This is a genomic window from Bacillus cereus group sp. Bce019 (assembly GCF_051781745.1).
GTDB classification, from domain to species: Bacteria; Bacillota; Bacilli; order Bacillales; family Bacillaceae_G; genus Bacillus_A; species Bacillus_A cereus.
In genome coordinates, this window is the sequence record NZ_JBPWJX010000008.1 from 157,013 (window position 1) to 176,576 (window position 19,564).

Consider the following 19,564-nt stretch of genomic DNA (forward strand, 5'->3'; position numbering starts at 1 on the left):
AACGTACATTGTATAGTTTGTCTACATTTTATAGTATAGAGCACTTTTTACTATAATTGAAATGAGATGATTGTGTGCCTTTTATAAATAGGTTTACGACAACAGTACCTGGTGCCGTCACGTTTACTGGGAATACGCTGGGACTTAGCCCTACATCACCTGCACCAGGTAATATTTTTGGTACACTTGCTGTGTTTACGACAGTAAATACAGCATTGCAAGTACCAGGGTTCCCAGCAGGGACAACAGATGAATGGCAATTGAATTCTTCAAGTGCAATTTTAAATCTTCCAGCGGGAAGCAGTGTATTATATGCAGAATTAGTTTGGGCTGGTACTTTCCGGACTGATACGGAAGATGTGTTACCATTTTTAAATGATAACACTACATTTACAACGCCAGCAGGGACGTTTTCTGTTACGCCAGATCCTGCTACCGCGCAGCAAGGTTCAGTAGGAAATCAGTTTTATTATGCTCGCTCTGCCAATGTAACAAATCTTGTTAGTGCAGGTGGAGCAGGCACATATACAACGGGTGCTGTGCCAGCTGCAAGAACTTCAGCCGACCCAACAATCAGTCGTTCAGCTGGATGGACGCTTGAGGTTGTGTATCAAAATGCAAGTTTACCACTTCGAAATTTGTCAGTATATGCAGGTCAAGAAATTATTGATGCTTCATCACCACCAGTTGATGCTACTATTTCCGGATTTGCTACGCCAGCTACAGGAGCTGTAACAGGAAGGGTACTTGTAACTGCTCAAGAAGGTGATTCTAACATTTCTGGAGATCAACTTCGCTTTGGACCGAATGCGAGTGCTACAGTTGCATTATTCGGGCCGAGAAACCCTGCAAATAATTTCTTCCAGTCTCAAATTTGTAATGACAGCGGAAATTTAGATACGAGCGGTACATTTGGAGATTTAAATCAGCCGTTAGGGGTAGCTTTGGCTGTCCGAAGACAGGGGTGGGATATTACGAATGTAGATGCCTCCGCATCTTTAGTAAACAATCAAACGTCAGCAACTGTTCGATTTGTTACAAATGGAGATGGGTACGCTGCAGCTGGTTTTGGTGTTCAAATTGATGCAACAGGTCCAATTATTAATCCTGTTAAATCGGTCAATAGAACAGTCGCAGGGGTAGGGGATACTCTCACTTATACGATTACGGTCCCAAATACAGGAACAGGAAGTGCAGAAAACGTTGTATTACGTGATAGTATTCCGAGCGGAACGACGTTTGTTGCAGGTAGTGTAACGATAGGGGGGGTAACGCAGCCGAATGCAAACCCTGCTAATGGAATTAATTTAGGAACAATCCCAAATAACACGCAAAGAGTTGTTACATTTCAAGTACGAATAACATCGTTTCCGAACCCAAACCCTATTCCAAATCGGGCAATGGTGTCATATCAATTCCGTCCTTTTGTCGGTAGTTCTCCTATTACAAGTACATCTTCTTCAAATACAGTACAAACGACAGTGAACCAAGCAACTATAAGTATGCAAAAATCTGTAGATTTACAGACGGCAACGCTTAATGATGTATTAACGTACACAGTTACTGTCACAAATAATGGGAATGTTGCTGCAAACAATGTAATTTTTGTTGATAGTATTCCTGCAGGAACAACATTTGTCGCAAACAGCGTTACGGTAAATGGAGTAGCACGTCCAGGAGCAAATCCAGCAAGTAGTATTAATCTAGGAAGTATTAATGCCTCGCAAACGACTGTAGTGCGATTTCAAGTTCGAGTAACATCTAATCCTCTTGTCAACCCAATTCCGAACCGTGCGAGTACAACATTTACCTTTACTCCAGTGCCTGGTCAACAACCAGTTTCAGGGCAAGCGACAAGTAATACTGTAGTTACGACAATTAATATAGCTGATATAACAACGAGAAAAACAGTGGATAAAGCTTTTGCAACGGTTAACGACGTTCTTACGTACACGGTAACAATTCAAAATACAGGAAATGTACTTGCAACGAACGTTATTTTTCAAGATCCAATCCCAATTGGAACGACATTTATCGCAAATAGTGTGACTGTGGATGGGATTTCACAACCTGGGGCAAATCCAGCGACTGGGTTTACAGTAGCTAATATATCTCCTGGCGGAAGTAGGACTGTTACATTTCAAGTACGAGTTACATCTACACCATCGGGAGGTACGATTGCGAATCGCGGAAATGTATCTGCTAATTTCGTCGTTATTCCGAATCAGCCACCGATAACAATTAATAGACAAACGAATACAGTTGTGACACAAGTTAATACAGGCGGTTTAAATGTAATAAAAGAAGTAAATACAACGCAAGCGGCGGTAGGTGATACTTTAACATACACAATTGCCGTCCAAAATACAGGAAACGTTTCGTTAACAAATGTATTTTTCCAAGACGCTATTTCTTCTGCTGTTTCATTTGTTGCAAATTCTGTAACAATTAATGGAGTACAGCAAAGTGGATTGAATCCGAATACAGGATTTTCTCTTCCTAATATCCCTGCGGCTCAAACGGTTGTAGTCACATTTGACGTAGTAATTGTACAGAATCCAGAAAATGAAGATATTTTAAATCAAGCAAATGTAACAGCAAGTTTTCAAGTGAATCCGAGTGAACCACCCGTAACAATCAATGTTCCGAGTAACATTGTGAATACAACTGTACAATCAGGTAACTTTGAAGTTGTGAAATCAGTGAATACAGATGTTGCAACTGTAGGAGATGTTTTAGTATATACAATTGAAATCATAAATGCAGGTAGTGTGCCAGCTACGAATGTATTTTTCCAAGATTTAATTCCACAAGGGACATTATTTATTGAAAACAGTGTATTGGTTAATGGTATTTTACAAGAAGGTGCAGATCCAGAACTTGGATTCCCGTTAAATGATTTGCCTACTGGCGCGAATGTAATTGTTTCATTTGAAGTGTTAATTGATGAAATTCCTCAAGGAAACAATGTTGTAAATAATGCGAATGTAACTGGAGATTTCCTTGTAAATCCAACAGAGCCACCGATTACTGTAACAGAACCAAGTAATACTGTTATGACAGTCGTGAATTCTTCAGGGTTAAATGTAATGAAAAGTGTAAGTGCTACTGAAGCCGGTGTAGGAGATACGTTAACGTATACAGTTCGTATACAAAATAGTGGAACAGTAGTAGCGACAAATGTATCATTCCTTGATCCGATTCCAGTTGGAACTACTTTTGTAGCGAATAGTGTAACAATAAATGGGACACCTCAACCAGGTTTGAACCCGACAACTGGATTTCCACTTGCTAATATTCCAGTAGGAGGGATGGTAACAGTTACTTTCCAAGTAACAATCACGAGTGTACCACCAAATAGAGTTCTTCCGAATAATGCGAATGTAACTGCTGATTTCCAAGTAAGTCCTCTCCAGCCACCAATTACAATTGTAACGATTAGTAATATTGTTGTGACGCGAGTGAATGTAGGATCACTTAATATAATGAAGAGTGTAAATACACCACAAGCAGGAGTAGGGGATACGTTAACGTATACGATTCTTATTCAAAATACAGGAACTGTTCCTGCAACGAATATTATTTTTCAAGATCCAATTCCGTCCGGTACTGCGTTTGTAGCAAATAGTGTGACGATAAATGGAGTCGTTCAGCAAGGCGCGAATCCTATGGCAGGTTTCCCAGTACCAAATATTCCGGTCGGGCAAACGGCTACGATTACGTTTCAAGTTACAGTGACGAGTGTTCCGAGCGGTGGAAATGTTAGAAACCAATCGAACGTTACTGCCAGTTTTCTTATAAATCCAGCAAACCCTCCAATAACGACTGTTACAAATAGTAATTTTGTAGTGACGCAAGTAAACACAGCACAGTTAAATATACAAAAATCTTCTTCTGTACAACAAGCAGCACTTGGAGAAATTTACACGTATTCTGTTGTCATTCGAAATAACGGTACAGTAACAGCAACGAATGTCTCTTTCCTTGATCCAATTGCTTTAGAAACAACATTTGTAGCAAATAGTGTAACGATAAATGGAACGACACAACCAGGATTTGACCCAAATGTTGGTTTTCCGCTTCCTAATATTGCAGCTGGAACATCAGTGACAGTAACGTTCCAAGTTACGGTAGTTGCACCGTCTACACGTGGAGCAGTATTAAATACAGCATCTGCTACAGCCACTTTCTTATTAAATCCTTTACAGCCACCTGTAACAACAACGAACTCAAGTAATACAACGGTAGTTACAATACCATTACCTCCTCCTGGTGAAGTAACAGCAACAAAAACAGTTGACGTTGCAACTGGAGCGGTTGGAGATGTATTAATGTATACCGTGCTCATTTCAAACGTAGGAATTATACCAGTTACAGATGTGTTCTTCCAAGATGTCATACCAGAAGGAACAACGTTTGTAGAAGGTAGTGTAACGATAGGTGGAGTGCAGCAAATTGGTGTAAATCCAGAAATAGGATTTACAGTTACGCCATTATTAATCGCTGGTGGAAGTATTGAGGTCACGTTCCAAGTGACCATTACGGAAATTCCAGATAATGAAGTCATCTTAAATGATGCAGATGTTACATTTACTTCACAACCAAATCCGCAGGAACCACCGATTACAGAAACGATATTAACGAATTTAGTCGTTACGACAATTAATATAGCGTCTATTTTTCCGTTAAAACTAGTAGATAAAGAAGTAGCCACTGTAGGAGAAATATTAACGTATGATGTATTGATATTTAATTTCGGAACAGTGCCAGCGACGAATGTTCAATTTATCGATACGACTTCTGCTGGTGTAGCATTTGTACCAGGAAGTGTGAGCGTAAACGGGGTACCGGCACCAGGGTTAGATCCTTTCATTGGTTTTACAGTTCCAAATATACCTGTAGATGATTTTGTAGTTGTCACATATCAGGAAGTGGTTACAAGCATACCAGAAGGTGGTACGATTGTTAACTTTGTAGACGTTACAGCTACATTTGCTGTAAGTGAAACAGAACCACCGATTACGGAGACGACGACAAGTAATACGACATTAACAGAAATCAATGAGCCTGGTTTGAATGTTTTAAAATCAGTAAGTCAGCCGGTTGTTGCAGTAGGTGATACAATCACATATACAACAGTAGTTCAAAATACAGGGACAGTGCCAGCAACGAATGTTCAATATAGTGATGTACTACCTTCTTCTATAGCATTCGTGCCGAACAGTGTAACGATAGACGGTGTGTTACAACCTGGATTCAATCCGAATAATGGATTCCCGCTTTCAGATATAAATCCAGGTGAAAGTGTAGAAGTCACATTCCAAGTAACTGTTGTTAGTGTTCCGTCAAACGGAACAATTGCTAATACTGCAAATGTAACTGGAAGTTTTGTATTAGTACCAGGAGAACCACCAGTTATAGTAAATCAGCCAAGTAATACAACACTCACAACTGTAAATAGAGGACGCTTTAATGTTATTAAACAAGTAAATAGAGCCGCTACTCTAGTTGGAGATGTATTGACGTATACAGTGCAAATAACGAATACAGGAACAGTAACAGCTAATGATGTTCAGTTTATTGATACCATTTCAGCAGGAGCGTCATTTGTACCAAATAGTGTAACGATAAATGGAGCCCCGCAACCAAACTTAAATCCGATTACTGGATTTGGAGTTGGAGATATCCCAGTTGGTGAAACAGTTATAGTGACGTTTCAAGCGACAGTTACAAACATCCCGTCATCAGGAACAATTACGAACGTTGCAAATATAACAGGAAGCTTTACTTTAGTGCCAGGAGAACCACCAGTTGTAGTAACAGAGCCGAGTAATACGACGATAACTAGAGTGAATAGAGGACGATTCAGCGTTATAAAATCTGTAAATAAAGAAGCGACACGATTAGGAGATACGTTAACGTATAGTGTGCAAGTTACAAATACGGGAACGGTAACAGCAACGAATGTTCAGTTTATCGATGTTCCATCACCTAGTTTAGAATTCGTTCCTGGAAGTGTACAAATAAATGGGATTCCGCAAGTAGGTTTAGATCCATTTGTAGGCTTTGCATTGCCTGATCTTGCAGTAGGGGATAGTGTATTAATTACATTTGAAGTAAATGTAATCGCAGTTCCGCCTTCTAGTAGCATTATGAATACAGCAAGAGTAACGGGTGATTTCGAATTGATTCCAGGAGAACCTCCGTCTACAATTACAAATTCAAGTAATACGACGGTTACGCCGGTAAATAGAGGCAGCTTAGATATGCTAAAAGAAGTAGACCATTCAGTTGTTGGTGTAGGAGAAACGGTAACGTATACTGTTCGTATATTAAATACTGGTACTGCTGATGCAATGAATGTTCAATTTATCGATGTGCTATCTCAGGAAGCTGATTTCGTTCCAAATAGTGTAACGATAAATGGGGTTCCGCAACCGGGGGTAAATCCGCAGATTGGATTTACGATACCTGATATACCAGTTGGTGAGACGGCACTTGTAACATATGAAGCTACGATTACAAGTTTTCCGGATGGTGGTACAGTAGTGAACGTTGCTGGGGCGTTAGCAGAATATATTTTAGTACCAGGGGAGCCGCCAGTTACAGTGATGGATACAAGCAATACAGTTATAGTGACGGTAAATACTGCAATCTTATTTGTTGCAAAAGGAGCAAACTTTGAAGTAGCAATGATAGGGGATGTTGTCACTTACGGAATCGCTGTTATAAATGATAGTACAGTTCCTGTGACCAATATTGTGTTAACAGATATCATTGATCCGAATACGCTATTTATAAATGGTACGGTAACGGTAAATGATGTACCTCTTCCATTTGCTAATCCGAATACTGGTATTCCGTTAGGTGATTTTCAGCCAAATGATGCAGCAATTATTAATTTCCAAGTTGTAATAATAGGAGGGCAAGTAAATAATTTAGTTACAAATACTGCTACAGCGAATGGGCTTGCAACTGTAAATCCGAATGAGCCGCCAGTAGTAGTTGAAGGTGATAGTAATACAGTTGTTATCCCGTTTATTCCTCAAAATGTCTCAACGACAGTCGTAAAAACGGCAGATTTACAGGTAGCAACAATTGGAGATGTCATTACGTTTACGACAGTCATCACAAATACGGGTGATACTGTAATGCAAAATATTCGTTTTCAAGATATGTTAGATAGTAGTGTTCGATTTGTTCCTGGAAGTGTAACGGTTGATAATACGCCAGTGCCGAATGTAAGCCCGGCAGTAGGGTTTCTTATCGGAAGTTTAAATCCTGGTGAAGCAAGGACAGTTTCGTTCCAAGTAGCAGTACAGAGCGCGCCAAATGGTTCAGGAAATTATATAAATCAAGCGAGTATTCGTTTTGAACATCAAGTAGGCACAGTATTGCCACCTGTTACACAAATAGTAGAAAGTAACATAGTTGTCATTCCATTTGTTCCAACGATTGAACAAATTTGCGAAACGAATCTTAATTGCTTAGGGAAAATTCCTTTTCAATGTTCTCTGTGTGATCATTTGCAAATAAAGAAAAAATAAATGAAGAAAGAGCATCCTGTAAGAGAAGGATGCTCTTTCTTCATTAATCATGTAGATTCTTTTTCGGGCGAGGTGAAAAATTCGTCGATTTTGTCGGAAAGTAGTAATGGAATAGCTCCTTTTATAACAGAAATGTCCCAGTCCCACCATGCAAGATTCTCTAGTTTGTCAATTGTTTCTTGCGGGAAACGATATCGAATAAATTTTGCTGGATTACCAGCCACAATTGCATATGGAGGGACGTCTTTTGTAACAACACTTTTTGCACCAATAATGGCACCGTTACCAATTGTAACACCAGATAAAATGCAGGATTGATAACCAATCCATACATCATTGCCAACTACGATATCACCTTTTGAAGAAGGGTGACCAGTAATATGTGCTCCTTCATCAAAAAGTGCATTAAATGGATAAGTCGTTATCCAGTCTGCGCGATGTTCACCGCCAAGTATGAAAACGACTTCTTCTGCTAATGAACAAAACTTACCTATTTTCAATTTTGTTTCATCGTTCCAAGAAAAAATGGTTGGCCCTACTTTACTATAAGTATAATCACCAATATCATATTTATTATATTCAGGTTTTTGATTTAAATATAACATGCTTCTTCAGCCTCCTTTCTCAATTAAGCGATACGTATGGAATATTATATGCAAGATGTAGTAATGTGAACTGTATTAATAGGTGAAATGAACAAAAGGGAGTGGGATGTATGCGATACGAAATGGGTTTATATAATAAACCGTTTCAGTCAATTCAATCAGGGAAAAAAGTATATGAAGTACGCCTATACGATAAAAAACGTCAACTAATAAACAAAGACGATGAAATCGTATTTACGAATCTTACGACAACAGAAATGATGACGGTAAAAGTAACGGAAATAAAGCGATACGAGAGCTTTAAAGCTATATATAAACAAATCGATAAAAAATTATTGGATTGTGAAAATGATAGTTTAGAGGAAATGTTAGAAAGTACATACAAAATATATACGAAAGAACAAGAAAAAGAGTGGGGAACAGTTGCGATTCGTATTGAGGTAATAAAATGATAAGAAATCGCGGAGCCGCTATCATTGTACAGGAAGGAAAAATCGCTCTTATAAAACGTATTCGAGAAGAGAAAAGATATTATGTTTTTCCTGGCGGAGGGATTGAGGAAGGTGAAACGCCTGAAGAGGCAACGAAAAGAGAGGTATACGAAGAATTAGGGGTACATATACAAGTGGAGCACCTTATTGCAAAGGTAAAATATAAAGGAAATGAATATTATTATGCTGCCTATATTACAGGCGGAGTGTTCGGAAGCGGAACAGCTGAGGAATTTCAGCTGGAAGGTAGGGGAAATTATATTCCGTTATGGCTACCGATAAACGAGTTGGAAAAAGTGAATATAAAACCTTATGAAGTGGTCAGAAATATATTTAATCATTATAAAATATAACGTCTGACAACATACAAAAAAAACCATTGACATAGTCTTCTGATTTAAGTATTGTATTCGAGTATGTTTATAATCAGGAGGTTTATATGAGCAATCAAACTACTACACATCATGTGAAAATGACAACAGCGGATCCATCTGGAATTGGTCTATTTGGATTAGCGATGGTAACACTTGTAGCATCATCTCAAAAGTTAGGCTTAACAGATGGCGTTTCACTTGTATTACCGTGGGCAATCTTTTTAGGAGGATTTGCACAAATCTTTGCTTGCATTCATGATGCAAAGCATAACAATACATTCGGTACAACAGCATTCGGTGCGTACGGTCTATTTTGGCTAGGTGTTGGAATGACTTGGTTAATTCAACTTGGAGTATTTGGCGAAAAATTAGCACAAGCTGCAGATTCAAAACAGCTTGGTGTAGCCTTTATCGGATATTTGATTTTCACAATCTTTATGACAATTGGTGCAATGGAAACACATAAAGTATTATTTATGATTTTCGTCCTTATTGATTTCTTATTTATCGGTCTTTCATTAAGTACTTTAGGTGTTATGCCGCATGCAATGCATAATTTAGCAGCATATTCTGAACTTCTTATTTCATTATTATCTTTCTACGGTTCAGCAGCAGCAGTGTTAAATACACACTTCGGAAAAGTTGTTTTACCAGTAGGAAAGCCTTTTGGTATTTTTAAAAAATAATAAAAAAGCACAGATGATTGTATAGTCATCTGTGCTTTTTTATTTATTCCGCTCTTTGTGGGTTGTCTGAAAAAGCCTGATTGGTGAGGACTCATTAAACTTTCACTTTATCCCGCTATTTGCCGGGCAGTAAGCCCCCCGCCTCAAAATTCAGCGGAAACAAAGAAGTTAGGTGGGGGATGAATACCCTCACTGATTAAAGTTTTACCTTATTTGAAATAAGTAATGTGAAATGTAAATAAAAGTAGAAAAAATCAATTGAAATTGATTCTCATTATTAATATAATGAGAATGAGAATCATTTATTGTTAGAGGGGGATGCCAAAGTGGCAAAAATTTTAATAGCTTATGCAAGTATGTCAGGAAATACAGAGAGTATTGCTGATTTAATTAAAGTTAGTTTAGATGCTTTTGATCATGAAGTAGTATTGCAAGAAATGGAAGGCATGGACGCTGAAGAATTATTAGCTTATGATGGAATCATTTTAGGATCTTATACGTGGGGCGATGGTGAATTACCATTTGAAGCGGAAGATTTTCATGATGACTTAGAAAATATAGATTTAGCTGGGAAAAAGGTAGCGGTATTCGGATCGGGTGATACAGCGTATGAACTGTTTTGTGAAGCGGTAACGATATTTGAAGAACGTCTTGTGGAACGCGGTGCAGAGCTTGTACAAGAAGGGCTGAAAATTGAATTAGCTCCAGAAGATGAAGAGGATGTTGAAAAATGCAGTAATTTTGCAATTGCATTTGCTGAGAAGTTCTAAGAATGGGAGTGTCAACGTGGAGACAATGTTAAGTGCAACTGCTATTACAAAGTTAAGAGATGGAAAACTGTTGTTAGCTACTACATATAATGGCTTATTTGTTGAACAAGACGGAGAATGGAAACGAATTTTAAATGGTTTTCAAAAACGAATTAGGGATTTACATAGCGAAGATAATGTAGTTTATGGTGTAGGTGACGAAGGGATTTTTATTCGCAGTATGAATGGTGGAGAGAACTGGACAATTCAGCGTTTTCCAACAAAAGCAACGAGTTGGAATGTATGTAGCAATGTACAAGGAACTGTTGTTGCTCATGGAGAAAAAACGCTGTATCTTTCTAATAATTTCGGTTTGACATGGGAAACTATTCATCCGTTTCTTGAGTATGGCAGTGCGGCACCGTCTATTCGATCATTATTTTTATATAAACATTACTTATTTATTGGTACGAAAATACATGCTAAATATGGTGGTGTTTGGCTCTTTGATTTGAAGACACGTAAATTAAAGAGGATTAAAATTGCGATGAATCAAATGATCTCCGCGTTGACTTTACACAATTCTTATTTAGTAGCGGCAAGTGGATCGTGCAAGGGAGTTAGCGGAAATATTTCTTATTGTAAAATAGATGAAAGTATTGCAAGTGAAAAAATATATTGGCATACATGTCAAAGTGAGCAGAAAGCAAGTAGTTATTTAGACTTAAGTGTAGATCAACATGTTTTATATACAACTTCAACGCAAAATAAGGCGGGGATTAGTAGTGTGTGCCGTGTGCTTCTTGAAGAAGGTATTGTTACAGTATGTGATTCAGTTAAAGGGCACGGATGGCGCATTGTTAATCAAAAAGATGGTTATGTAGTAGCCGGATCAGGTGAATTAAAAGCAATGCAGTGGGAACAAAAAATAATTTAAGAAAAAAACTTTACTTTTATTATATTGATATGATATAGTATATTTAAACCATTTTACTTTTAATAATATAGAGATTTAAATGAGCTGTAACTTCCGAGGAGGATAGCAATGTTAAATCTCCTCAGGGGTTGCAGTTTTTTAATATCTGGCTTATTATTGTAAGGTGGTTGAAAATGAATATGTACATATAGGTACATTGTAGGAGGATTTTTTTCATGCAAAACGGTAAAGTAAAATGGTTTAACTCAGAAAAAGGTTTCGGTTTCATCGAAGTTGAAGGCGGAGAAGACGTATTCGTTCATTTCTCAGCTATCCAAGGCGAAGGCTTCAAAACTTTAGAAGAAGGTCAAGAAGTTACTTTCGAAGTAGAACAAGGTAACCGTGGACCTCAAGCTACTAACGTAAACAAGAAGTAATTTTTGAAAAAAGAAGGGCTCGCCCTTCTTTTTTTTTTGCATTTTTATAGATGTCCTCCTACTTACATATCATAACAAGACTGAATTTTCATTTATTTATTCGGAGTATTTTTGTATAAAGTACATGAATAAATAAATACTGAAAATAAAGTGTTTGTGTGAAAAGGAATTTAGAAAGAGGTAAATAAATTGAAAAACGCTACACATTTCATTGTGTTTGATATTGAAAGGAATTTCAGACCGTATAAATCAGAAGATCCATCAGAAATAGTTGATATCGGAGCTGTAAAAATAGAAATAGGTACAATGAAGATAATTGAAGAATTTTCGGAGTTAGTAAAACCAAGTGCACGATTAACTCGTCATACAACAAAATTAACCGGTATTACGAAAAAAGATTTAATGGGTGTAGAAAAATTCCCTCAAATTATAGAGAAATTTATTCAGTTCATCGGCGAAGGTTCTATATTTGTTTCATGGGGAAAAGAAGATTATCGCTTTCTATCTCATGATTGTACATTATATGGTGTTGAATGCCCAAGTATAGAAAAAGAAAATAGAATTGATTTGCAAAAATTTGTTTTCCAAGCATATGAGGAATTGTTTGAACATACGCCAAGTTTACAATTTGCGGTAGAACAGCTCGCTTTAACGTGGGAAGGAAAACAGCACCGTGCTTTAGCAGATGCTGAAAATACAGCAAATATACTTCTTAAAGTATATAGCGAGAGAGATATCAATAAGCGATACAAAAGACATGGTGAACTTGAACTTGTAAAAAACGGAAAACTAACAGAAAAAGCGAAAAAAAAGATGCGAAAATGGGTGTTTAAAGAACTAAAGAAAAATACAGAACGCCCTTTTGAATGGAGTACATTTGAAAGTGGTGACACGTGGGAAAGTATAACGGAAAGATATTATATAAGTGAAAATACAGTAGAACTCCTGAAAAAACATTTTCGTACAGCAGTGAGAAAAGCGGAACGGCAGATTAGGTATTTGGCTGAGATGGAGGAGAATACAGAGGTTAAATGAATTTCTCCTCCCCCTCTAACTACATACATGTAATAACAGCGTATTGATATTAAATAGGCATCAACTTGTTGTTGTGATTGTGCATTATAATTGCTTTGGGATTGTTAAGACGTAATAAGAGTTTTAAACCGTATTAATAAAATAAAAATATATATAAAGAAAAGAGTGTAGTTTAATGGAAACAATCTTTAACATTTTAACTGTTTTAGTTTTTGGGATAATATTTACCACACAATTAGCATTAACTACACTTTCTTTCATAGTAAAGAAGAACTGGAAAAAACTTAATATCTCTTTAAGTTGTGGTGTATTAAAGTTTAAAATAGAAGAGTAAGATTGAGTTTTGTACAAGGGAGGTGTGATAGTGGTAGACTTGGATATTAAAGATGTCACAGTAAAGATGGAATTAAACGGTGTCTTTTGGAATGAGGATCGGATTGCTGAAATGAAGGTGACTACAAAAGAAGAGCATTCTGTTATTCTTCGTCTAGTAGTTGATTTAGAAAGTAAAACTATTAGGGCGACGAGTGCGGAAATAGTGAATGGATTCTGCCCTCTGTGCAAACAGAAAAGGGACGAATGTAGTGAACTTAATGACTTGCAAAACAAAATGGAAATTTTAGAAGAAGCCTACGATTGGGTGAGAGAACATCCGGAATATCGTTTTCAATTATCTTTTTACGAGTACAATAAATTTGAGGTAGTAAAGTGAAATTTGCATCTTAACAACTTATAGAAGGTCTTGGTCAACTAGAAATATTGAAGCAGATATTTCTAATGGAAATAAGCTTGTATAACAAGGAAGGGATGTATTTGATTCTGCAACAAATGTCATCTTGCATCAAAAAAATTTGAAAATAAACATGTTTTATTATAAAGCAGAAAAATCGATTCTTAGTAGAATCGGTTTTTAATATAAACAAAAGAGCGCTTATTATAAGCGCCCAGTAACAACAGTTATATGGAAGTATTTATCCCGTAAAAGCCCGATTGGTGAGGGTTAATAATTAGTGGGGGATGAACAAAACCCCACTGATTAAAGTTTCATTTTATTCAATACCGCTCGGATCAAACGAATACTGCTGCTTATTCTCAATCCGCTCAATCACATCTTGCAGCTCATCTGGCTTCAGAAACTCAATAGGAGAGAAGCCTTTTTCAAATGTAAGTGTGTCTGCTTCAATCATAAGTACATATCGATCATTTACCTTCGCAATATGTATTTGATCCCCGAAATCAGCAAGCAGGGCCTTCACAGAGATATGATCTGCTTTTAGTTTTAATTCGACTTCAGGAGCATGCTCGACGATTTGAGCAGTTGCTTCCATTACTTCTTCGGTTGAAAATTGTTCCATAATTTCGCGTTTCGGACTGGCAGCCCATACTTCCATCGCTTGGTCGAATTGTTCGCGTTCTTCCGTACCTTCTTCAAATACATCTTCAATTTGGTCGTATACCATGTCCATTACTTGTGTTTTCATAATTTCAGGCATAGAGCGTTCGTATTCGACGAATTTTAAGAAGTCTTCAAAGTAGCGGGCATGTGATGCTTGGTGTATTTTTAGTTCGCCTACTTCAACCATACCTTCTTCAGGCATGTACGGATATTGGATAGATTTCATATTCTTTGTTGTGATGGCCATTTCAACGTTACGAATCAGTGTTGATTCATCAGAAATAGAAGCAACCTTTGGTTCAAAGTCGCATTTCATTACGAATACGAATGGATCATCAAAGTATTTGCGTAGTTTTGCCTGAGCAATTAAAAATACACCACCACGTACAGCGCTTGTGTCAAGATATGTATAAACGAGAGGTTCGCTCATATCTTTAAAGTTTTCTTTTGTTTCTGCAAAGCGAATACGATTAAAAAGGTTGTAATGAGGGTTTGAATCAAGTTCGTGCCCTTCTTCTACAATAAAGCGACCAATTTTTGTTGGGGCTTGTTCTGTTTTTGCATGACGTTCTACTTTTCGCTTCGATATTTTTAATAACTCACCATTCAAAAATTCTTTTAAGGAACTATCTTCATATTCTTCAGCGTCTAAAGTTTGAAAATGTTTGTAGCGTTTATCAACTGCTTCACCTTTTCCTTCTACTTGTACAACATAAAAGGAAAGATAATTTATTTCAAAATCCATATTTATCACCTTGTTTCATTTCATTAACTCTTATCAGTATAGAGATGGAAAAAACTTTCGTCAATTTATATAAGGAAGGGGAAGCCCCTTCCTTTATATAATCTTTATTTTCTCGATTAAAATCCGTCTTCTAATGCTGCGAATGGAATGTTTAGTCTGTTTTCTACTGTGCGTAAACGTTGGTTTAAGCGGTTTAGTCTACGTGTATGGCGCTCAACTGTATTTTCTAGTTGACGAACTCTTTGTTCAAGCTCATTTACGCGTCTTTCTAATTGACGATTTCCAGTGCCAGGAAAAGAGATTGGAAGTTGGAATTGTCTATTTTGGTCATATGGATTCGTGTGCTCTGCTTGATCTATATAAGATTGATATTGTGTTTGTAAGTCATACTGTGGTTGTTGGTACGCATATTGATTATATGGATCATATGGATCATATGGATTGTAGGGATACATAATAACATCCTCCATTTCTTTAAAATAGGTTGAATTCACCATAATGTATGTGCAAAAGCGGAGTGGTGGCACGGCAAATACCTATTTATGTTGACGGGATTTCTCTTTATCTCGCTATTTGCTGGGCAGTAAGACCCCCATTTCAAAATTCAGCGGAAATAAAGAAGATCGGGATGCCCGTAAAACCCCCACTGATTACAGTTTCACTTTATAAAAAATAGCTTGAGGGTTTTTGATTTGTATTTCTTTTGCTTAATGGTATATACTGGATAAAAGAGAAAGTTTACATAAAAGTTACAATTCTATCAAACTCAAACTTTTATGTAAATATGTATAGACATTTATAAAAGAAAAGAGTAATTTATATAGAGTGAAAAATAACTTGTAACATTTTATAAACATATTGTAAAATGATTGTAACAAAACATACATAAAAATGAAATAAATACATAATAGTGATGTTGGGGAAAGGGAGAGAGTATATTGTTCCGTAAAGTAAAGGGTATATTGGTTGGGGTGTTATGTGTAGCTATAATGAGTGGCTGTGGTGCAAAAGTAAGTGATGTTGCATTGGTAAGTGATATTGGTGGGCATACTGTAGAGGCTAAAGCAGAAGTGCAGGATACTATTAGTTTAGTTGATGGTCGAACTGGTACTGAAGTGAAAAAATTAGATTTATCTAGTTTAGGCTATTTTGAAGATGAAGCGAAATTTAAAAAGTCTGTAACAAAGGTTGTTGGTGAGGTTGGAAAAAGCGTCGACAAAAAAATGGTTCCTTCACGTATAGCACCTGATGGAAGTTGGCAAGAAGGAAAACCTTCTTATGAATTAATGGAAAAAGAATTAGTAGATAAATTGTTAAATGTTGGTATGTGGGATGCTACGTATCAGTTGCCGATCGTGGAGAAAAAACCAGTCGCAACATTAAGTGATGCGCAAGGAAATGGTACGGTAATTGGTAGATATGAAACGAACTTAGGTGGTTCAACAGGTGGCCGTATTGAGAATATTCGTTTGTCAGCAGCGAGCATAAATGGAGTTGTGTTAGCAAAAGGAGACCGTTTCTCTTTTAATTCATTAATCGGTGATACAACACCAGATAAAGGATATCAATTAGGGAAAGAAATAGTTGATGGTAAATTAGTAGATGGATATGGCGGTGGTGTTTGTCAAACATCTTCAACTTTATACAATGCAGCAGATCAAGCTGGTCTGAAAATGGTGGAGAGAACTACACATTCTAAAACGGTAGGTTATGTTCCACAAGGAAGAGATGCTACAATTGCATATCCATACTTAGATTTAGTATTTGAAAATACGAATGATGCACCTGTGAAGCTTTATATGGGCATTCAGGGTGGAAAACTAGTTGCTGAAGTACATAAAATGAGATAAGAGTTAAAAAGCCATCTTTTCTAAAAGTTAGAAAAGATGGCTTTTTATTATGAAAATAAAAATGTATGTGAATTCTGACTTTTCTTATTTACATAGGATGATTTTAGTTGTATCCTTCATAGTAACGGTTATATGTAATGGGAAAATATAGGGATAAGGAGATGAAGTTATTCATGGTAAAAATTCATCCGAAAACACGTATTGGTCATGTTGAATTTAAAGTGAAAGATTTAGAGCGTCAAATTGCTTTTTATGAGAATGTTGTAGGATTAGAGGTAATTAAGCAAGAGGGGAATAAAGCATATTTATCTGGAAAAGGTGGAAAGAACGCGTTACTTGTTCTTGAAAGGTTAGAGGACGGGGTACTGCAAGAACCGCGTACGACTGGTATATATCATGTAGCCTTTTTAGTTCCGACTCGTGAAGCTTTTGCTTCTGCGCTATTTGGGGTTCTTCGTAATAAGAATGTAATTGACAGCCCGGATGAGCAAGAAGGGCGTTATACATATTCAAATGAAATTTTACCAATTTCAAGGTTTAATAGTGCAAGTGATCATACATATAGCGAAGCTTTTTATTTGCAAGATTTAGAGGGGAATGGTATTGAAATTTATGCAGACCGTCCGCGTGATCAATGGGGAGAAGGGCCAGGAGGAAGTACACCACTTAATTTAAAAGAATTGGCAACACTCGTTGATTATGAGTTTGATGGTTTGCCTGCTAATACTGTCGTTGGGCACGTACATTTACGAATAGCTGATGTAGAGAAATCACATGAATTTTATGTGGAAACAGTAGGTTTTGAAGTACAACAGCGTGAAGAGGATTGCTTATTTATTTCAGCAGGGGGATATCATCACCATATTGGTGCAAATACGTGGAACGGAGTAAACAATCCACACCCACCAGTACATGCAACTGGGCTAAAGGTGTATACGATTGTACTACCGTATAAAGAAGCGTTAGATGAAGTAAAAGAAAGATTAATAGAAAAACAACATGAAATAAATGAAACTACAAATGGGTTTGTGGTGGTAGATCCAAGTGGTATTACAGTGCAGTTTGAAATAGAAGCAGTGTAAAATAAGCGAGAAAGTGTATAATCACTTTCTCGCTTATTTGTGATCATTCATAGCTCAATCCAATATCTTCTTACTACATTCCCATCTTCCTCAGTGAAATCATCATCACGAAGCCCGCCGTTATGTAAAATCGTTTTTTCAGAAGCGGTATTCACTGCGTCGCAAACGACAAGTACTTTCGTGATGTCTAATTCCTTCGTTTTTTCTAATGATAATGCTAGTAACTTCGTAGCATAACCTTTTCTTCTTTCAGAAGGGCGAATGCCATAACCAATATGACCGCCAGCGTTAAATAAATGTTCGGTTAAACTATGACGTATATTAACAGCTCCCACAATTTTATTTTCATCTGTAACAAGCCAATATGTAGAGTCTGGTACCCAAGTTTCAGGGATATTTATTCCGTTATGCGCATCGAGAAGTTCTTGAACCATAGCTGGGAAGTTGGCAGGATTTTTTGAGATAACCCACGGGATCATTGTTTCACCGCTATCTTTCCATTCGTTATAGAAATCTAAGTATTCTTCTTGTAAATCAGTAGTAGGTGTAAGTAACGAGACGTTCATTGTTAGTAAGCTCCTTTATTTATGTATTTTTTATAAAAAATTATGAAACAAAATGAAAGCGTTTTCTAAAATTTCTCAACCTAATTTCATGCAATCCACCTTTGGTTTTTTAGAAAATTAGTGAAGGTTTAAAATCAGGGGTTATTTGTTTTATGTTAATATTTAAAATATTAACATAAAACAGTCGGAGTATTAAGTGTATTTTAGTGGTATTCTTTCATGGTGATAAATGGATGTTTGTGATAATTTTTGTTTTATCTATCTATAATGAATGAAAGGGGGAAGTGCCCGTGAGTGTAGATTTTGATTTTATTATACGAATCGGTGTGGCTGGCTTGTTAGGAGCAATGATTGGTATTGAAAGAGAAATTCGATCGAAAGAAGCTGGATTAAAGACTCATTTCCTCGTAGCGGTAGGAAGTGCGTTAATAATGGTTGTTTCGAAATATGCCTTTTCAGATATTGTGTATGAAGAGCATACGTCTCTAGACCCAAGTCGGATTGCAGCACAAGTCGTTAGTGGAGTTGGTTTTTTAGGTGCAGGCACAATTATTATTCAAAAGCAGGCGGTGAAAGGATTAACGACCGCGGCTGGTTTATGGGCTACTGCCGGTATAGGATTAGCAATTGGAGCGGGAATGTATGTAGTAGGCATTGGAGCGACGATTCTCGTTTTAATTGGTTTAGAAATTGTAAGTCGTATTTTTAAGGTGCAATTTTTATTTCCACAAAATATAACAGTGCAAATGTTTGTAAATAAACATGAAGCGGTACAACAAATATTAGAAACACTACAAGTGAAAGGCATCCCAATACTCTCATATGAGGTGGAAGCTTCACAGCAAGGTACAGAAACTGTTTATAAGGTCGGGATGCAACTGAAAAATATATCATCAGAAGAAAAGAATGAGTTTATTCAGCATATGCAAACATTACCGGAAGTTACGTTTATAAAGTTAAAATCATAGTGTTGAAAACGAGGATAGATGTAGCAGGGATTTTGCTATTATCTATCTTTTTTGATATAAAATGCACGGAAAGTCAAGCGTTAATTTTACATGGAATGGATACATGTGTGAACGTTA

At 36.8% G+C, this 19,564-nt stretch carries 16 protein-coding genes; 12 read left to right on the forward strand and 4 right to left on the reverse strand.

Features of this window, described 5'->3' with window-relative positions; all coding sequences use genetic code 11:
• Positions 1-74 precede the first annotated feature (74 nt).
• Entirely contained in the window at positions 75-7,547 is a 7,473-nt protein-coding gene (locus ACS2QP_RS13950) for a DUF7507 domain-containing protein (RefSeq protein WP_438882526.1), read from the forward strand.
• Between the two features lie 47 nt (positions 7,548-7,594).
• Here ACS2QP_RS13950 and ACS2QP_RS13955 read toward each other — a convergent pair whose 3' ends face one another.
• A complete protein-coding gene (locus ACS2QP_RS13955; protein ID WP_000966302.1) occupies positions 7,595-8,152 on the reverse strand; it encodes a CatB-related O-acetyltransferase in 558 nt (185 codons plus the stop codon).
• Between the two features lie 110 nt (positions 8,153-8,262).
• Between ACS2QP_RS13955 and ACS2QP_RS13960 the strand changes: the two genes are divergently transcribed.
• The 8 genes from ACS2QP_RS13960 (at position 8,263) to ACS2QP_RS13995 (ending at position 13,552) form a co-directional block, all read left to right on the forward strand.
• Positions 8,263-8,604 (forward strand): ASCH domain-containing protein, encoded by a 342-nt coding sequence (locus ACS2QP_RS13960; RefSeq protein ID WP_224201105.1) that lies wholly within the window; start codon positions 8,263-8,265, stop codon positions 8,602-8,604.
• Positions 8,601-8,996: an NUDIX hydrolase gene (locus ACS2QP_RS13965; protein WP_000620837.1), complete on the forward strand. Its 396-nt coding sequence runs from the start codon at positions 8,601-8,603 to the stop codon at positions 8,994-8,996. The genes ACS2QP_RS13960 and ACS2QP_RS13965 overlap by 4 nt, the downstream gene beginning before the upstream one ends.
• A gap of 86 nt (positions 8,997-9,082) precedes the next feature.
• Positions 9,083-9,703 carry an acetate uptake transporter gene (locus tag ACS2QP_RS13970; protein ID WP_000070938.1) on the forward strand — a complete coding sequence of 207 codons (621 nt, stop codon included), beginning with the start codon at positions 9,083-9,085 and terminating at the stop codon, positions 9,701-9,703.
• 326 nt (positions 9,704-10,029) lie between these two features.
• Positions 10,030-10,473 carry a flavodoxin gene (locus ACS2QP_RS13975; RefSeq protein ID WP_001062752.1) on the forward strand — a complete coding sequence of 148 codons (444 nt, stop codon included), beginning with the start codon at positions 10,030-10,032 and terminating at the stop codon, positions 10,471-10,473.
• A gap of 16 nt (positions 10,474-10,489) precedes the next feature.
• The gene (locus ACS2QP_RS13980; protein WP_000449496.1) at positions 10,490-11,389 is read left to right on the forward strand and encodes a WD40/YVTN/BNR-like repeat-containing protein; all 900 of its coding nucleotides are present in this window, start codon (positions 10,490-10,492) and stop codon (positions 11,387-11,389) included.
• Between the two features lie 215 nt (positions 11,390-11,604).
• Entirely contained in the window at positions 11,605-11,805 is a 201-nt protein-coding gene (cspB, locus tag ACS2QP_RS13985; RefSeq protein ID WP_001179150.1) for a cold shock-like protein CspB, read from the forward strand.
• A gap of 189 nt (positions 11,806-11,994) precedes the next feature.
• Positions 11,995-12,840 carry an exonuclease gene (locus ACS2QP_RS13990; protein WP_000786417.1) on the forward strand — a complete coding sequence of 282 codons (846 nt, stop codon included), beginning with the start codon at positions 11,995-11,997 and terminating at the stop codon, positions 12,838-12,840.
• 364 nt (positions 12,841-13,204) lie between these two features.
• Positions 13,205-13,552: a hypothetical protein gene (locus tag ACS2QP_RS13995; RefSeq protein ID WP_000227983.1), complete on the forward strand. Its 348-nt coding sequence runs from the start codon at positions 13,205-13,207 to the stop codon at positions 13,550-13,552.
• A 337-nt stretch (positions 13,553-13,889) separates the two neighbouring features.
• On the opposite strand, the gene ACS2QP_RS14000 is transcribed toward ACS2QP_RS13995, so the two are convergent.
• Both ACS2QP_RS14000 and ACS2QP_RS14005 read right to left on the reverse strand, forming a co-directional pair.
• Entirely contained in the window at positions 13,890-14,981 is a 1,092-nt protein-coding gene (locus ACS2QP_RS14000; protein ID WP_000345046.1) for a DUF3900 domain-containing protein, read from the reverse strand.
• Positions 14,982-15,097: 116 nt separating this feature from the next.
• Positions 15,098-15,436: a hypothetical protein gene (locus ACS2QP_RS14005; RefSeq protein ID WP_097998338.1), complete on the reverse strand. Its 339-nt coding sequence runs from the start codon at positions 15,434-15,436 to the stop codon at positions 15,098-15,100.
• 483 nt (positions 15,437-15,919) lie between these two features.
• On the opposite strand from ACS2QP_RS14005, the gene ACS2QP_RS14010 reads away from it, so the two are divergent.
• Positions 15,920-16,831, forward strand: coding sequence for a VanW family protein (locus ACS2QP_RS14010; RefSeq protein WP_000488973.1), 912 nt, complete (start codon positions 15,920-15,922; stop codon positions 16,829-16,831).
• Positions 16,832-16,968: 137 nt separating this feature from the next.
• Positions 16,969-17,913: a VOC family protein gene (locus ACS2QP_RS14015; protein ID WP_326262912.1), complete on the forward strand. Its 945-nt coding sequence runs from the start codon at positions 16,969-16,971 to the stop codon at positions 17,911-17,913.
• Between the two features lie 47 nt (positions 17,914-17,960).
• Here the strand turns inward: ACS2QP_RS14015 and ACS2QP_RS14020 are convergent, their stop codons facing one another.
• On the reverse strand, positions 17,961-18,479 hold the full coding sequence (locus ACS2QP_RS14020) for a GNAT family N-acetyltransferase (RefSeq protein ID WP_001103118.1): 519 nt from the start codon (positions 18,477-18,479) through the stop codon (positions 17,961-17,963).
• 290 nt (positions 18,480-18,769) lie between these two features.
• Between ACS2QP_RS14020 and ACS2QP_RS14025 the strand changes: the two genes are divergently transcribed.
• Complete coding sequence (locus ACS2QP_RS14025) at positions 18,770-19,447, forward strand: MgtC/SapB family protein (protein ID WP_000109730.1); 678 nt, start codon at positions 18,770-18,772, stop codon at positions 19,445-19,447.
• The last annotated feature ends 117 nt before the right edge of the window (positions 19,448-19,564 follow it).

Bases quoted from the DNA above. Each gene is read 5' to 3' on its own strand.
- ACS2QP_RS13955 (WP_000966302.1), bottom strand. From the start codon at position 8,152: ATGTTATATTTAAATCAAAAACCTGAATATAATAAATATGATATTGGT.
- ACS2QP_RS13960 (WP_224201105.1), top strand. From the start codon at position 8,263: ATGCGATACGAAATGGGTTTATATAATAAACCGTTTCAGTCAATTCAA.
- ACS2QP_RS13965 (WP_000620837.1), top strand. From the start codon at position 8,601: ATGATAAGAAATCGCGGAGCCGCTATCATTGTACAGGAAGGAAAAATC.
- ACS2QP_RS13970 (WP_000070938.1), top strand. From the start codon at position 9,083: ATGAGCAATCAAACTACTACACATCATGTGAAAATGACAACAGCGGAT.
- cspB (WP_001179150.1), top strand. From the start codon at position 11,605: ATGCAAAACGGTAAAGTAAAATGGTTTAACTCAGAAAAAGGTTTCGGT.
- ACS2QP_RS14000 (WP_000345046.1), bottom strand. From the start codon at position 14,981: ATGGATTTTGAAATAAATTATCTTTCCTTTTATGTTGTACAAGTAGAA.
- ACS2QP_RS14005 (WP_097998338.1), bottom strand. From the start codon at position 15,436: ATGTATCCCTACAATCCATATGATCCATATGATCCATATAATCAATAT.
- ACS2QP_RS14015 (WP_326262912.1), top strand. From the start codon at position 16,969: ATGGGAAAATATAGGGATAAGGAGATGAAGTTATTCATGGTAAAAATT.
- ACS2QP_RS14020 (WP_001103118.1), bottom strand. From the start codon at position 18,479: ATGAACGTCTCGTTACTTACACCTACTACTGATTTACAAGAAGAATAC.